Source organism: Celeribacter persicus, assembly GCF_003050785.1.
GTDB classification, from domain to species: Bacteria; Pseudomonadota; Alphaproteobacteria; order Rhodobacterales; family Rhodobacteraceae; genus Celeribacter; species Celeribacter persicus.
In genome coordinates, this window is record NZ_QAOH01000002.1 from 48,818 (window position 1) to 62,980 (window position 14,163).

A 14,163-nucleotide genomic window follows, 5' to 3' on the forward strand; every position below is an offset into this window, starting at 1 on the left:
GGCATCCCGGTTTAGAAGAAGAAAGACTGGAATGATCGGAAGGGCGGATCAATGTGTGCTGAAGTAACGGAGTTTGCGCGCGCTCTGAAGGATGCGGGATTGCGGGTCACGCAGCAACGCATGACCGTGATGTCCATCCTGATGGACGCGCAGGATCATCCGAATGCAGACGAACTTCTGTCCCGCACCAGGGCGGTCGATGATTCAATTTCACTGGCGACGGTCTACCGCACACTTTCGGTTCTCGAAGAAGCGGGGCTGATCCAGAAGCTCGCTCTGGAAAACGAACCCGCGCGCTACGAGATCACCCCGACAGCAGAGCATGACCATATCGTCGATGTCGAGACAGGTGAGGTCATTGAAATCTCGAATGAAGAGATCAATCGTCTGCGTCGTGCGATGGTCGAAGAACTGGGCTACGAGATCGTCAGCCAGCACACGCTGATCCGGGCGCGAAAGGTCAAATAGCTTTTCAATCGCCGGAGCAGAGGCGCGAAACGCAGGCAAAATGTCAAACCAGCGTTAAGGGGATGATCAAAATATCCAAAACTGGTGCGACGCAGGTTTGAGAGGGCCAGTCCGTCAATAATGTTCTTTTATCTGATAATCGGTATTATGTATATAATATATTAAATATAGATATACATATTGAATCATAACCTATTATAATTAAATGAATATTTAGAAACTTGGCGGTGTCGCCGCGCTTACCACTTCGCAGGGTTCCGGCCCCACCTGGCGAAACCGGTGCGGTGTGCGGCTTTCGAAATAATACGCGTCTCCCGGCCCAAGGATTTTGCGCTGATCGCCCACGGTGACCTCGACGCGTCCCGAAATCACGATGCCGGCTTCTTCGCCTTCATGGCCGTACATCACACGTCCCGTGTCCGCGCCGATCTCATAGCGTTCACGCAGCATCATCATCGCGCGTCCGAACAGCGATTGCCCGACCTGTTTGAGCGAGACCTTGCCCTTGCCGATCTCGGTCAGCTCTTCGGCGGCGTAAAAAATCTGTTGTTCGGCCACGGGTTCGATGGCGAAGAATTCCGACAGGCCGATTGGCACGCCCGCGAGGATCTTGTGCAGCGCGCCGACAGATGGGTTCATCTTGCCACTTTCAATGAGTGAGATCGTCGAGTTCGGCACGCCGACTTTTTTGGCCAGAGTGCGTTGCGACAGACCGGCGCGTTCGCGCACAACACGCAGCCTGTGACCGAGGGCCAGATCGTCGGAAGTGTTCAGGGTGTTCATTATAGAGCAAACAGATGTTAGTTTTCTCTATAATACAATGGTTTGCGAAAATAAAGAAACAGACTTTTTGAAAATAATAAAACCCCTAATCTCGGGAGTAAGAAAAAGAACATCGCGCCGTATCGGCGCCTGAAAGGACAGATCATGTTGAAATCGACTGCAAACAGCGAAATCGAAGCGCGCCGCAAGGCCGCGCTGGCCCGTGGCGTGGGGGTGCTCACCGACCATTACGCGGTAAAAGCGGAAAACGCGGAAATCTGGGACGAAGACGGCAATCGTCTGATCGACTTCGCCTCCGGGATCGCCGTGCTGAACACCGGCCACCGCCACCCGAAAGTCATCGCGGCAGTCGAGAAACAACTGGCTTCCTTCACCCACACCTGTCACCAGGTCGTGCCTTATGAAAACTACGTCCGTCTCGCCGAGCGTCTGAACGCCCTGGCTCCGGGCGATTTCGCCAAGAAATCCCTCTTTGTCACGACTGGCGCAGAAGCCCTTGAAAACGCCGTGAAAATCGCGCGAGCGGCCACCGGTCGCTCGGCGGTAATCACCTTCAACGGCGGCTTCCATGGCCGGACCTTCATGACCATGTCGATGACCGGCAAGGTGGTGCCCTACAAGGTCGGCTTCGGCCCGATGGCCGCCGACGTGTTCCACGCGCCCTACCCCAACGCGCTTCATGGTATTTCCGTTGACGACAGCCTGAACGCCATCGAACACCTGTTCAAGGCCGATGTCGACCCGGCGCGCGTCGCCGCCATCGTGTTCGAACCGGTTCAAGGCGAAGGCGGGTTCAACCCGGCTCCGAAAGAGTTCGTCGAACGCATTCGCAAACTCTGTGACGACAAGGGCATCGTGATGGTCGCCGACGAGGTGCAGACCGGTTTTGCCCGCACCGGCACGGTCTTCGCAATGGAGGCCTACGGTGTCGCACCCGACCTCACCACCATGGCGAAAAGCCTCGGCGGCGGCTTCCCGATCTCTGCTGTCGTCGGCAAGGCGGAAATCATGGATGCGGCCGCGCCGGGCGGTTTGGGCGGCACCTATGGCGGCAACCCGCTGGCGATTGCGGCGGCGAACGCCGTTCTCGACGTGATCGAGGAAGAAAAACTCTGCGACCGCGCCAATATGCTCGGGGGCAAACTCAAAGCCCGTGTCGAAGCGTTGAAAGCCGATGTGCCGGAAATCGTCGAGGTGCGTGGACCGGGTTTCATGGTCGCAGCCGAATTCTGCCACGCGGATGGCACCCCTGCCCCGGAACTGGCAAATGCGATCCGTGTCGAGGCCTTGAACCGTGGGCTGCTTCTGCTGACCTGTGGCGTCTACGGGAACGTGATCCGCTTCCTTGCACCGATCACCATTCAGGATGAAGTGTTTGCAGAAGCGCTCGATATCCTTGAAAAAGCAGCCAAAGCGGCAAAAGGACTCTGAGATGCGTGAGTTGAAAGACAAATCTTTGCTGGAAACCCGCGCCTATGTGAACGGCGTTTGGGTCGAAGGCAAAAAGACCTTCCCGGTGGACAATCCCGCCACCGGCGAGGTGATCGCCCATGTCGCCGATCTCACGGCGGAAGACGTGGCCATGGCGATCGACGCGGCCTATGAGGCGAAAAAGGGCTGGGCTGCAACCAGCGTCAAGGAACGCTCCGCAATCCTGCGCAAGCTCTTCGATCTCATGGTTGAGAATGCCGACGATCTGGCGACGATTCTCACCGCCGAGATGGGCAAACCCTGGGCCGAGGCCCGTGGTGAAATCCTCTACGGTGCGTCCTATGTCGAATGGTTCGCGGAAGAGGCCAAGCGGATTTATGGCGACATGATCCCCGGCCCCTCGACCGACAAGCGCATGGTGATCGTCAAGCAACCCGTGGGTGTTGTTGGGTCCATCACGCCGTGGAACTTCCCGAACGCCATGCTGGCGCGCAAAATGGCCCCGGCCTTGGCTGCCGGTTGCACCATGGTGGCGCGTCCCTCCGAGTTCACGCCGCTCTCCGCCATCGCTCTTGCGGTTCTCGCGGAACGCGCTGGCGTGCCTGCGGGCGTGTTCAACGTGCTCACCGGGCTGGATGCCTCCGGCATGGGTCAGGAGCTGTGCGCCAACGAGAAAGTGGCGAAGATCACCTTTACCGGCTCGACACGCGTGGGGAAAATCCTGCTCGCACAAGGGGCTGGCACGGTCAAGAAAATGTCCATGGAACTGGGCGGCAACGCGCCCTTCGTGGTGTTCGACGACGCCGATGTCGATGCGGCGGTCGAGGGCTGCATGATCGCGAAATTCCGCAACAACGGTCAGACCTGTGTCTGTGCCAACCGCATCTATGTGCAGTCGGGCATTTACGATGCGTTTGCGGCCAAACTCGCCACGGCTCTGGGCGCGCTCAAACTGGGCGACGGCTTTGCCGAAGGCGTCAACACCGGTCCGCTGATCAACGCCGCCGCCGTGGCGAAGGTCGAAGATCACATTGCGGATGCGGTTGGAAAAGGCGCGGAAGTGGTCACGGGCGGCAATCGCTCGAATCTTGGCCAGACCTTCTTTGAGCCGACCCTTCTGAAGGGCGTGACACAGCAGATGAAAGTCGCCCGTGAGGAAACCTTCGGCCCGCTCGCACCCTTGGTCAAATTCGAGACCGAGGAAGAGGCGCTGTCTTACGCCAACGCCACGGAATTCGGGCTGGCCTCCTATTTCTACACCTCCGATCTCAATCGCGCCTGGCGCGTGGGCGAGGCTCTGGAGAGCGGCATGGTCGGCATCAACACCGGAGCGATTTCCACGGAAATGGCGCCGTTCGGCGGCGTCAAACAGTCTGGCATGGGCCGCGAAGGCTCGAAATACGGGCTGGACGATTATCTTGAGATCAAGAACCTCTGCTTCGGCGGACTGTCCTGATCCGACACACACGGGGGTGGCCATGGAGGACCTGAGGCCGCCCTTTTCACATCCATGACGGATTTTACGGAGCGTTTCATGACCGCCAGCCACGGGTTTCTCGCCGATGTCACCAATATGTTCAACGATGCAGCCGAAATCCTGTCGCTCGAAGAGGGTCTGGCCGAGAAAATCTCGGTTTGCAACACCACGCTGACGACCCGTTTCGGTGTGCGCCTGCGCGGCAAGATGTACACGTTCGAGGGCTGGCGTTCCGTTCATTCCAACCATCCGAGCCCGGCCAAGGGCGGCATTCGTTTTGCCCCCTATGCCAATCTTCAGGAGGTCGAGGCGCTCGCCGCGCTGATGTCCTATAAATGTGCGCTGATGGATTTGCCGTTCGGCGGTTCCAAGGGTGCCTTGAAAATCGACCCGAGCGAATGGGCGCCCCATGAGCTTGAGCGCATCACACGCCGTTTCGCCCAGGAACTGGCCCGCCACGATTTCCTCAGCCCCTCGCAAAACGTCCCTGCCCCCGATGTCGGCACCAATGAGAAGACAATGATCTGGATCGCCGACGAATACCGGCGGATGAAATCCAATGACATCAACGCCAATGCCTGTGTCACCGGCAAACCTCTGGCCATGGGAGGTATCGAGGGCCGGATCGAGGCCACCGGGCGCGGTGTGCAATATGCCATCGAATCCTTTTTTCAGACGCCTGAGGATGTTGCGAAAACCGGCCTGCCGGAACATCTTGAGGGCCGCACCGTCGTCGTTCAGGGCCTCGGCAATGTCGGCTATCACGCAGCGAAATTCCTCAGCGAAGAAAACGGCTGCAAAATCGTCGCGGTCGTGGAGCGCGACGGTTCCGTGCGCAATCCCGCCGGGCTGAACATCGAGGCGCTGCGGGCACATATGAGCGAGACCGGCGGCGTGAACGGCTTTGCGGGCGGCGAGTATGACAGCGGATCGGCACTAAGTGATGCTTGCGACATCCTGATCCCGGCTGCGCTTGAGAGCGCGATCCATGACGGCAATGTCCATGAGATCAAGGCAAAGCTGATCGTAGAAGCCGCCAATGGACCGATCACCTATGCCGCCAACGAGATTCTGCGCGAGCGCGGGGTGATCATCATCCCCGATCTCTATGCCAACGCCGGCGGCGTCACCGTGAGCTATTTCGAATGGGTCAAGAACCTGACCCATATCCCTTTCGGCCTGATGGAACGCCGCCGCGATGAACAGGGCAGCCGGATGCTTGCCCGCCAGATCGAAAGCATGACCGGCTGCAATTTCCCGCAGGACGGCGCCGATGCATTCCTCTCCGGCGCGCGCGAGATCGACCTTGTGCGTTCGGGGCTCGATGAGAAAATGCGCTCGGCCTATGGCGAGATGTCCCGACTCTGGAACACCTCGGAGGACATCCCCGACCTGCGCACCGCTGCCTATATCATCGCCGTGCGGCGCCTTGCCGATATTTACAAGGCGCTCGGCATCGGCGGCTGACGGCACAAGCCGTTCAGCCCGCCGACCGTTGAAGCATGCCGAACAGATCGCGCGGATCGTCCGGGTCTGCGAGCATGTCGAGATTCTCCGCGAAATCCGTATTTTGAACGAGATTTCTCACGTAACGTAGCGCGGAAAAATCCTCGGTCGCGAAGCCCACGCTGTCGAACAGCGTGAGCTGCGCCTCATTGCGACGCCCCTCAGCCTCGCCACGCATCACCTGCCAAAGCTCGGTGACCGGATGATCGTCGGCGAGTTGCTGAATCTCGCCCTCGATCCGCGTCTGTTCCGGGTATTCCACGAAAATATCGGCGCGCAAAAGGATGTCGCGGTGCAACTCCGTCTTGCCGGGACAGTCGCCGCCGATGGCGTTGATATGCTGGCCGCGCCCCACCATGTTGTCGGTCAGGATCGTCGCATATTGCTTGTCGGCTGTGCAGGTGGTGATCACCTGCGCCCCTTCGACGGCATCCTGAGCGCTGGAACAAGTCGTGATTTCAAATCCTTGCACTTCGAGGTTGCGTTTTGCCTTGAGCGTGGCCGAAGGGTCGATGTCATAAAGGCGCAGCCGGTTGATGCCACAGAGCGCGCGGAAGGCCATGGCCTGAAACTCGCATTGCGCACCATTGCCGATCATCGCCATGACCTCCGCCCCTTTCGGCGCGAGATATTTGCCCACCAGCGCCGAGGTCGCCGCGGTGCGCAGCGCCGTCAGCACCGTCATCTCCGTGAGCAAGACCGGATAACCCGTGGAAACCTCTGATAAAACACCAAAGGCCGTGACCGTCTGATGACCGGTTCTCGTATTCTTCGGATGGCCGTTCACATATTTGAACCCGTAAAGCCGATCATCCGCCGTCGGCATCAGCTCGATCACCCCGCCAGGCACATGCGAGGCCACGCGCGGGGTCTTGTCGAACTCCGGCCAGCGCTTGAAGTCCTCTTCGATATGGGCGGCCAGATCGGTTAGAAATCTTTCAATACCAATGTGATGCACGAGGCGCATCATGTTGGCCACTGACACGAAAGGCACATAGGCCAGATGCGAGGGAGCGAGTTGGGAGAGTGTTTCTGCGTTCATTATCCAAAACTCCGGGTCATACGGTCGAGAACGCGGCGCCCGAACAGGCTTGCGGTCAGGTCGCACAGCAGTTTCGCTGTGCGCCCGCGTTCATCGAGAAAAGGATTGAGTTCCACCAGATCGAGCGAGCCGACGAGCCCGCTGTCACATAGTGTTTCCATGATCAGGTGTGCCTCGCGGAAGGTCGCACCACCCGGCACTGTGGTGCCCACGGCGGGAGCAATACCGGGATCGAGAAAATCGACATCGAAACTCACGTGCAGACGTCCGTTGGCCGCCCGCACCCGCTCAAGAAAGGCGCGCAGAGGCACCAGAACGCCGGTTTCGTCAATCGCCCGCATGTCCTGTACGTCCATCTCGAACCGTTGAATCCGGTCTTGTTCCGCCGGGTCGACGGAACGGATGCCGATGAAACACATATGCTCGGGGGCAACGGCGTTGGTCAGCGCAGGATAGGCCTCAAACCCCGCCTGCCCTGTGAAATAGGCAACCGGCGTACCATGCAGGTTGCCGCTTTCCGTCGTGTCCAGCGTGTGGAGGTCCGGGTGCGCGTCAAGCCACAGGACGAAGAGCGGACGGCCTTCCTCGGCGGCGCGACGGGCGACACCGGGCACCGTGCCCGCCGACATGGAATGATCGCCCCCCATGAACACCGGCAAATCGCTGTCCCTTGCCGCGGCATAGGCGGCGGGTTCCAGCGCTTCGATCCAGGCGCGGGTCTCTGACAGGTTATGCACCGCTGGATTGGCATGGGCTGTGATCTCCTGCGGTGCGATTTGCACATCGCCGCGATCCTCGACCGACCAGCCGAGCGCGCTCAGCGTTTGCGGCAGTCCGGCGGTGCGCAGGCTTGCGGGTCCCATGAGACAACCGCGTTGCGACGCGCCGGTCTCGACCGGGACGCCAAAGAGGACGGTGGATTTCATCATCTGCTGAATGCCTTTGTGACGGGATGTGCGTTTTCCGCAGTATGTGCCAATCGGTTGAAAATTGTGACTTATAATCTGCACATTTTGGCATTAGTTTTGCGCAAAGTGATCAATTGAGAGATCAAAATGAATACCCCAACCTTGACCGAAAGCGACCGCGCCATTCTTAATGCGCTCAGGCGCAATGCAAGAATGTCGATCACCGAACTGGCGCAGGACACTGGCCTGTCACGTAGCACGGCGCGCAGCCGCCTCGACGCTTTGGTGGCCAACGGGCACATCCGTCGTTTCACGATCGAGACCGATGTGGATGTCGAGGGCGAGGTCCGGGCGATCACTCTGGTGGCGCTTCAGGGCAAGATGTCGCGTCAGGTGATCCGCACCCTGACCCGCATTCCGGGCGTTTCCACGGTCTTCGCCACCAATGGCGCCTGGGATCTGGTCGTGGACATCCGCACCGACAGTTTGGTGAGTTTCGACCGCATCCTGCGTGAAATCCGGGAAATTCCCGGTGTCGTAAACTCCGAAAGCTGTTTGCTCTTGGCTCATGTCGTGGGCTGAGGCAGCCTGCGCATGCTTCGCTGTGCAAAAACAAAGCCTATGGTTGACCTCGCGGGACGTCTTGCACGGTTTGAAATTTCTACCTAATTTCACCGCATGGGGGACATAAGCATTCACAAACAGGTTCAGAGAATCCTCTACGCGACGACGGTGCAGGAGGTTTGGGAGCCTTTGCTGAACCGGCTTAAATCGGTCGGGTTTCATCATGTACTCTACGGATTTACCCGCTTTCACACCGACTCCGGTTTCGGCGATGACAATGACCACCTTTTTCTGACCAATTTCTGCCCGGAGTATATGAAGGGCTATTTCCTTGAGGGCCGTTATCGCCATGGCCCGATGGTGCGTTGGGCGGTGGAGAATTCGGGAGCCTGTTCCTGGAGCTGGATCGCGGAGAACCATGCGCATCTCAACGACAAGGAACGTGAGGTGGTTGCTTTCAACCAGACCTCCGGCGTTACTGCGGGCTATACGGTTGCCTTCCCGCACTCCCTGAAACGGGCCAAGGGGGCGATTGGCATGTCGCTTGAGCCGTTCAAGGGAACACAAGAGGAAGCCGATGCGATCTGGTCTGAGCATGGCGACGAGATCGAGGTCCTGTGCGGTGTGGCACATCTGAAACTGATCAGCATGCCGCTGCCGAAGCGGATGCTGACCAAACGCCAGCGTGAGGTGCTCGAATGGATCAGTGACGGCAAGACCGTCGCCGATACGGCCCAAATTCTGGGCCTCAACAAAGCCACAGTCGAAAAGCATCTTCGGCTCGCCCGCGAGGCTCTGGGCGTCGAAACCACAACCCAGGCAGTGCTAAAGGCTTCTTTGCATAATCAAATTTTCACCTTCTGAGCACTTTCCCAAAACTCTGCGGAAAATCAATCAAAAGGTATGGAATTGCGTACTTTCGTTCTGGTCCCAGACCAAACAAAATATGGGTGTTCCGGCTTTCAAGGCTTAGCCTTTGGGACGGGGGGTGCGGGATCGCCAGGGTCATTCGGCTTACCATGCTTCCGCGAAGGACCGCAGGTCTATACTCGACCACGCGGTCCTTTTTGTTTGGTTTGTATGAGTACGGGACGCCCCTCATCCAAAGTGTGTCCCATCGGGGGCGGTTCTGAAAGCGGACTGCCCCCGTTTCTTTTGTCGCCTTCAGCATATGAAAAGGGCCGCCCCCAAAGGAGACGGCCCAGACAAAAACTCCGAAGATCGGATCAGCCTTGCATCGCTTTCGCAACTTCGGCGGCGAAATCTTCTTCGGCTTTCTCGATGCCTTCACCGACTTCAAGACGCACGAAACCGGTGATCTCGGCACCTGCTTCTTTCGCGGCTTTCTCGACGGTAAGGTCCGGGTTCACCACGAAGGCCTGACCGAGCAAAGTGGATTCGGCGATGAATTTCGCCATCCGGCCTTTGATCATGTTCTCGATGATGTTTTCCGGCTTACCGGATTCGCGGGCGATCTCGATCTGGATCTGACGCTCTTTTTCCACCATCGCCGGGTCCAGATCGGCTTCGCCGAGGCCCTGCGGGTTGGCGGCAGCAATGTGCATTGCAACCTGTTTGCCGAAAGCTTCGTTGCCGCCTTTCAGACCGACGAGCACACCGATTTTGCCCATGCCGTCCGCCGCCGCGTTGTGCACGTAGGTCACAACGGTATCAGATTCGAGCTTGGCCATGCGGCGCAGACCCATGTTCTCGCCGATCTTGGCGATCTTGTCGGTGATCAGTTCGGAGACCGGCTTGCCAGCCACATCGGCGGAAGCCAGTTCTTCGACATTGGAAACACCCAGAGCGGCGGTGGCGATGTCTTTCACCATGGTCTGGAATTCAGCGTTTTTCGCAACGAAGTCGGTCTCGGAGTTCACCTCAACGGCAACGCCCACACCGCCGTTCACGGCGACGGCTACGAGGCCCTCGGCAGCGGTACGACCGGATTTTTTCGCGGCTTTCGCCAGACCTTTGGTGCGTAGCCAGTCGATTGCGGCTTCCATGTCGCCATCGGTTTCGACCAGCGCTTTTTTCGCGTCCATCATGCCCGCGCCAGTGGTTTCGCGCAGTTCTTTCACCTGAGCAGCAGTGATTGCCATATCGGCTCTCCTCGAATTCTGGGATGTGCTTGCGGGGGCGGGATTACCCTGCCCCCGTATCAATTTTGTAACGACCGGCCCCATATTCAGGCCCGGTTGCGAAGATTACTCTTCGGCGGCCTCGGCCACGACTTCTTCGACCGGCAGCTCTTCGAAAGCACCGACGTCAACGCCGGCGGCGTCCATCTGAGCGGTCATGCCGTCAAGCGCCGCGCGGGCCACGAGATCGGTGTAGAGCGAGATCGCACGAGCAGCGTCGTCGTTGCCCGGGATGATGTAATCCACACCTTCCGGCGAGCAGTTGGTGTCGACGACGGCCACGACCGGGATGCCCAGTTTCTTGGCTTCGAGGATCGCGAGGTCTTCTTTCTTCACGTCGATGACGAAGAGAAGATCCGGCAGGCCGCCCATTTCACGGATGCCGCCGAGGGAGGCCTGAAGTTTGGCCTGATCGCGTTCCATGTTCAGGCGCTCTTTCTTGGTGAGGCCTTCGGCGCCCGAGGAGAGCGTTTCGTCGATGGCTGCCAGACGCTGGATCGACTGGGACACGGTTTTCCAGTTGGTGAGCGTGCCGCCCAGCCAGCGGTGGTTCATGTAGTATTGCGCGCATTTCTCGGCGGCTTCGGCAACCGGGCCAGCGGCCTGACGTTTGGTGCCGACGAAGAGAATGCGACCACCTTTAGCGGCGGTGTCGCGCACGGCCTGCAGAGCCTGGTCCAGCATCGGGACGGTCTGGGTCAGGTCGAAGATGTGAATGCCGTTGCGCTCACCGTAGATGAACTCCGCCATACGCGGGTTCCAACGCTGAGTCTGGTGGCCAAAGTGAACGCCAGCTTCCAAGAGCTGACGCATGGAGAAATCGGGAAGCGCCATGTTCGTTCCTTTCCGGTTTAACGCCTTGGCGGAGGTTTCGAAGCATCTGCTCCAACCGGTGGACCGTTCAGGGATGTCTCCCCCGAGAGCCCGCCTCCGCCTGTGAAGTGCTCGCGCATATAGAGAGGAATTCGGGGATTGGCAACCCCTGCCCTGTTTTTGAGTATTTTCCGCACAAAGGAGACAGGGAGCGGTACCGGGGCTGCACGCCATCTCTTGCCATCCGGTCAAAATCCGGCGCAAGTGGGGTTATGGACAAGACACATGACATTCTGTGCATCGGTTCGGTGCTTTGGGACGTGATCGGGCGGACGGATCGTTCGATGCGCGTCGGATCGGATGTGCCGGGGCGCATCGTGCGCGTGCCGGGCGGTGTGGCAATGAATATCGCCATGGCGCTTGCCCGCCTCGGCATGAAGCCCGACCTTCTGACCGCCATTGGACGCGATCCGGCGGGGGCCGAGTTGATGGAGGCGGCGAAAGTGCGCGGCATCGGTACGGATCACGTCTATCTCTCCGAGGACCTGCCGACCGACAGCTATATGGCGGTCGAAGGCGCCAACGGTCTGATTGCCGCCATTGCGGACGCACATTCGCTGGAGCGCGCGGGCGACAAGGTCCTGCGCCCTTTGGCGGATGGGCGTCTGGGGACGGTGAATGCCCCCTATGCGGGGCCTGTCGCGCTCGACGGCAACCTGACCACAGCGCTGTTGCGCGAGATTGCTCATTCGCCGCTCTTTGCCAAGGCCGATCTGCGCATCGCCCCCGCGTCCCCCGGCAAGGCCGAGCGCCTTCTGCCGCTTCTGGATCACCCGCGCGCCACGTTCTACGTTAATCTCGAAGAGGCGGGACTATTGGCGCAAACCGTTTTCGACAGTTCTGCCGAGGCCGCAAGAGCGCTTGTCGACAAGGGCGCGCATCGGGTTCTGGTGACCAATGGCGGCAAGGGCGCGTCCCTTGCACAATCCGGTTCCCATGAGACCGATGTTCTCACCCAAACCCCGCCCGAAGTGCTGGTCGCCCGTGTGACCGGTGCGGGCGATACGTTCATGGCGGCGCATATTGCCGCTGAGATGCGCGGAGCCGATGCCGCCAGCGCCCTTACCGCCGCCCTCGAAGCCGCCGCCCTCTATGTTTCCGGAGATACCCCCCTATGACCGACCTGCCGATGATGTATGCCCCCGAAGTCGCCGATGCGCTGAAGGCGGGCCGTCCCGTTGTTGCGCTCGAATCGACGATCATCACCCATGGCATGCCCTGGCCGCAAAATGTCGAAACCGCACGGATGGTCGAGGGCGACGTGCGCGCAAGCGGCGCTACGCCCGCAACCATCGCCGTGCTCGATGGCGTCTTGCATATCGGGTTGACCGAGACCCAGCTCACCGCGCTCGGGCAGGCCACAGGCGTGATGAAAGTGTCGCGCGCCGATATGCCCGTCTGCATCGCCCGTGGTGCGACCGGGGCGACCACGGTGGCCGCCACGATGATCGGCGCGGCGCTTGCCGGCATCCGGGTCTTTGCCACCGGCGGCATCGGGGGCGTGCATCGCGGCGCCGAAGAGAGTTTCGATATTTCCGCCGATCTTCTGGAACTGGGCGAAACCGCCGTGACCGTGGTGGCTGCGGGGCCAAAAGCCATTCTCGACATTCCGAAAACGCTTGAGGTGCTGGAAACTCATGGTGTGCCGGTCATCGCCTATGGTCAGGACGAAATCCCGGCCTTCTGGTCGCGATCTTCCGGTCTCGATGCGCCCCTGCGCATGGACAGTGCCGCCGAGATCGCCCGCGCCATGGAGATGCGCGCCGCGATGGGGATCAAGGGCGGGCAGCTCATCGCCAACCCGATCCCCGAAGCGGATGAAATTCCCCGCGACGTGATCATGCCTTTCGTCGAGACCGCTCTGAAGGAGGCCGACGAGAAAAGCATCCACGCCAAGGACGTCACCCCCTTCCTGTTGCAGCGGATTTTCGAACTGACCGGGGGGGCGTCTCTTACCGCCAATATCGCACTGGTACGCAACAATGCGCGCCTGGCGGCGGAGATCGCCAAAGCCCTCACGACATAAGATAAGAGCCGAGCAAATAAGCGTCAGAGCCGTGGCGGATCGACCATTGTGAAAAATAAACGCGGAAGCGGCCCGAAACCTGCGGGCTGCTGACTTGTCTCTTAACCTGTGCACGCCTAAGTTCACCGCAAACAGGGCGCTTTTGCCCGCAAGCACACGGTCCGCACCTCCATGAACAACCCGTTCGAAGACGAAACCCACCCACCGAAACCACGCCGCCCCGGGCTTTTCGCGCATTTGCGTGCGGCGTTCCTGACGGGGCTGGTGGTGGTCGCGCCGATCGGGCTCACGGCCTATGTGATCTGGACCGTGATAGGCTGGGTCGATGGCTGGGTGCTGACCTTCGTGCCCATGAGTTACCACCCGGACGCGCTGATCAATCGTTTCCTCGGCTACACTGACCCGGCGGATCAGATTCACATCAACCTGCGCGGCGCGGGCGTGATCATTTTCCTGATCTTCACCGTGGTTGTGGGCTGGATTGCCAAGGGGCTGGTCGGGCGTTCTCTCATCCGTTGGGCCGAAAGTCTTGTCGACCGCACCCCCATCGTGCGTTCGATTTACAACGGCGTGAAACAGATCGCGGAGACGATTTTCTCACAAGCGGAAACCTCTTTCGATCGGGCCTGTCTGGTGGAATATCCGCGGCACGGTATCTGGGCGATCGGCTTCGTCTCCACCAACGCCAAGGGCGAGGTGGCCCGCCGCACGCCGCAGGACGTGAAATACCTCTCCGTTTTTGTGCCGACGACACCAAACCCGACCTCGGGCTTTCTGCTGTTCTTTCCGGAGCAGGACGTGATCCTGCTGGATATGACGGTCGAGGATGCCGCGAAACTGGTGATCTCCGCTGGCCTCGTCTATCCGAATGCCAAGGACCCGACGCAGCCGCCGAAGCCGGAGAAAACACTGTCCTGACGCCGTTTCGGCACGCGTCTCCCCAT

14 protein-coding genes are annotated in these 14,163 nt (G+C 59.7%); 9 read left to right on the plus strand and 5 right to left on the minus strand.

Annotated features, from left to right (window positions below):
* Window positions 1–51 precede the first annotated feature (51 nt).
* On the plus strand, window positions 52–468 hold the full coding sequence (locus tag C8N42_RS03230) for a Fur family transcriptional regulator (RefSeq protein ID WP_107815115.1): 417 nt from the start codon (window positions 52–54) through the stop codon (window positions 466–468).
* A gap of 213 nt (window positions 469–681) precedes the next feature.
* On the opposite strand, the gene C8N42_RS03235 is transcribed toward C8N42_RS03230, so the two are convergent.
* Window positions 682–1,251, minus strand: coding sequence for a cupin domain-containing protein (locus tag C8N42_RS03235; protein ID WP_107815116.1), 570 nt, complete (start codon window positions 1,249–1,251; stop codon window positions 682–684).
* 144 nt (window positions 1,252–1,395) lie between these two features.
* Between C8N42_RS03235 and C8N42_RS03240 the strand changes: the two genes are divergently transcribed.
* The 3 genes from C8N42_RS03240 (at window position 1,396) to C8N42_RS03250 (ending at window position 5,626) form a co-directional block, all read left to right on the plus strand.
* Window positions 1,396–2,682: a 4-aminobutyrate--2-oxoglutarate transaminase gene (locus C8N42_RS03240; protein ID WP_107815117.1), complete on the plus strand. Its 1,287-nt coding sequence runs from the start codon at window positions 1,396–1,398 to the stop codon at window positions 2,680–2,682.
* Window position 2,683: 1 nt separating this feature from the next.
* On the plus strand, window positions 2,684–4,138 hold the full coding sequence (locus C8N42_RS03245) for an NAD-dependent succinate-semialdehyde dehydrogenase (protein WP_107815118.1): 1,455 nt from the start codon (window positions 2,684–2,686) through the stop codon (window positions 4,136–4,138).
* Window positions 4,139–4,216: 78 nt separating this feature from the next.
* Entirely contained in the window at window positions 4,217–5,626 is a 1,410-nt protein-coding gene (locus C8N42_RS03250) for a Glu/Leu/Phe/Val family dehydrogenase (protein ID WP_107815371.1), read from the plus strand.
* 13 nt (window positions 5,627–5,639) lie between these two features.
* Here C8N42_RS03250 and C8N42_RS03255 read toward each other — a convergent pair whose 3' ends face one another.
* Together C8N42_RS03255 and rocF are read right to left on the minus strand one after the other, a co-directional pair.
* The gene (locus C8N42_RS03255) at window positions 5,640–6,707 is read right to left on the minus strand and encodes an ornithine cyclodeaminase (RefSeq protein WP_107815119.1); all 1,068 of its coding nucleotides are present in this window, start codon (window positions 6,705–6,707) and stop codon (window positions 5,640–5,642) included.
* Complete coding sequence (gene rocF / locus C8N42_RS03260) at window positions 6,707–7,633, minus strand: arginase (protein ID WP_170109207.1); 927 nt, start codon at window positions 7,631–7,633, stop codon at window positions 6,707–6,709. Before rocF ends, C8N42_RS03255 begins: the two co-directional genes overlap by 1 nt.
* 129 nt (window positions 7,634–7,762) lie before the next feature.
* Here rocF and C8N42_RS03265 point away from each other — a divergent pair, with 129 nt between their 5' ends.
* Both C8N42_RS03265 and C8N42_RS03270 read left to right on the plus strand, forming a co-directional pair.
* Window positions 7,763–8,197, plus strand: coding sequence for an Lrp/AsnC family transcriptional regulator (locus tag C8N42_RS03265; protein WP_107815121.1), 435 nt, complete (start codon window positions 7,763–7,765; stop codon window positions 8,195–8,197).
* A 96-nt stretch (window positions 8,198–8,293) separates the two neighbouring features.
* On the plus strand, window positions 8,294–9,043 hold the full coding sequence (locus tag C8N42_RS03270; RefSeq protein WP_107815122.1) for a helix-turn-helix transcriptional regulator: 750 nt from the start codon (window positions 8,294–8,296) through the stop codon (window positions 9,041–9,043).
* Window positions 9,044–9,405: 362 nt separating this feature from the next.
* Here the strand turns inward: C8N42_RS03270 and tsf are convergent, their stop codons facing one another.
* Together tsf and rpsB are read right to left on the minus strand one after the other, a co-directional pair.
* Entirely contained in the window at window positions 9,406–10,281 is an 876-nt protein-coding gene (gene tsf / locus C8N42_RS03275; RefSeq protein WP_107815123.1) for a translation elongation factor Ts, read from the minus strand.
* A gap of 105 nt (window positions 10,282–10,386) precedes the next feature.
* Window positions 10,387–11,154 (minus strand): 30S ribosomal protein S2, encoded by a 768-nt coding sequence (gene rpsB, locus C8N42_RS03280; protein ID WP_107815124.1) that lies wholly within the window; start codon window positions 11,152–11,154, stop codon window positions 10,387–10,389.
* Between the two features lie 251 nt (window positions 11,155–11,405).
* Here rpsB and C8N42_RS03285 point away from each other — a divergent pair, with 251 nt between their 5' ends.
* The 3 genes from C8N42_RS03285 (at window position 11,406) to C8N42_RS03295 (ending at window position 14,137) form a co-directional block, all read left to right on the plus strand.
* Window positions 11,406–12,311 (plus strand): PfkB family carbohydrate kinase, encoded by a 906-nt coding sequence (locus C8N42_RS03285; RefSeq protein WP_107815125.1) that lies wholly within the window; start codon window positions 11,406–11,408, stop codon window positions 12,309–12,311.
* Entirely contained in the window at window positions 12,308–13,219 is a 912-nt protein-coding gene (locus tag C8N42_RS03290) for a pseudouridine-5'-phosphate glycosidase (RefSeq protein WP_107815126.1), read from the plus strand. Before C8N42_RS03285 ends, C8N42_RS03290 begins: the two co-directional genes overlap by 4 nt.
* A gap of 171 nt (window positions 13,220–13,390) precedes the next feature.
* Window positions 13,391–14,137 (plus strand): DUF502 domain-containing protein, encoded by a 747-nt coding sequence (locus tag C8N42_RS03295; RefSeq protein WP_107815127.1) that lies wholly within the window; start codon window positions 13,391–13,393, stop codon window positions 14,135–14,137.
* The last annotated feature ends 26 nt before the right edge of the window (window positions 14,138–14,163 follow it).

Coding starts and splice junctions, on each gene's coding strand:
- C8N42_RS03235 (WP_107815116.1), bottom strand. CDS start 1,251: ATGAACACCCTGAACACTTCCGACGATCTGGCCCTCGGTCACAGGCTG.
- tsf (WP_107815123.1), bottom strand. CDS start 10,281: ATGGCAATCACTGCTGCTCAGGTGAAAGAACTGCGCGAAACCACTGGC.
- C8N42_RS03255 (WP_107815119.1), bottom strand. CDS start 6,707: ATGAACGCAGAAACACTCTCCCAACTCGCTCCCTCGCATCTGGCCTAT.
- C8N42_RS03245 (WP_107815118.1), top strand. CDS start 2,684: ATGCGTGAGTTGAAAGACAAATCTTTGCTGGAAACCCGCGCCTATGTG.
- C8N42_RS03265 (WP_107815121.1), top strand. CDS start 7,763: ATGAATACCCCAACCTTGACCGAAAGCGACCGCGCCATTCTTAATGCG.
- rocF (WP_170109207.1), bottom strand. CDS start 7,633: ATGAAATCCACCGTCCTCTTTGGCGTCCCGGTCGAGACCGGCGCGTCG.
- C8N42_RS03295 (WP_107815127.1), top strand. CDS start 13,391: ATGAACAACCCGTTCGAAGACGAAACCCACCCACCGAAACCACGCCGC.
- C8N42_RS03270 (WP_107815122.1), top strand. CDS start 8,294: ATGGGGGACATAAGCATTCACAAACAGGTTCAGAGAATCCTCTACGCG.
- C8N42_RS03285 (WP_107815125.1), top strand. CDS start 11,406: ATGGACAAGACACATGACATTCTGTGCATCGGTTCGGTGCTTTGGGAC.
- C8N42_RS03250 (WP_107815371.1), top strand. CDS start 4,217: ATGACCGCCAGCCACGGGTTTCTCGCCGATGTCACCAATATGTTCAAC.
- C8N42_RS03240 (WP_107815117.1), top strand. CDS start 1,396: ATGTTGAAATCGACTGCAAACAGCGAAATCGAAGCGCGCCGCAAGGCC.
- C8N42_RS03290 (WP_107815126.1), top strand. CDS start 12,308: ATGACCGACCTGCCGATGATGTATGCCCCCGAAGTCGCCGATGCGCTG.
- C8N42_RS03230 (WP_107815115.1), top strand. CDS start 52: ATGTGTGCTGAAGTAACGGAGTTTGCGCGCGCTCTGAAGGATGCGGGA.
- rpsB (WP_107815124.1), bottom strand. CDS start 11,154: ATGGCGCTTCCCGATTTCTCCATGCGTCAGCTCTTGGAAGCTGGCGTT.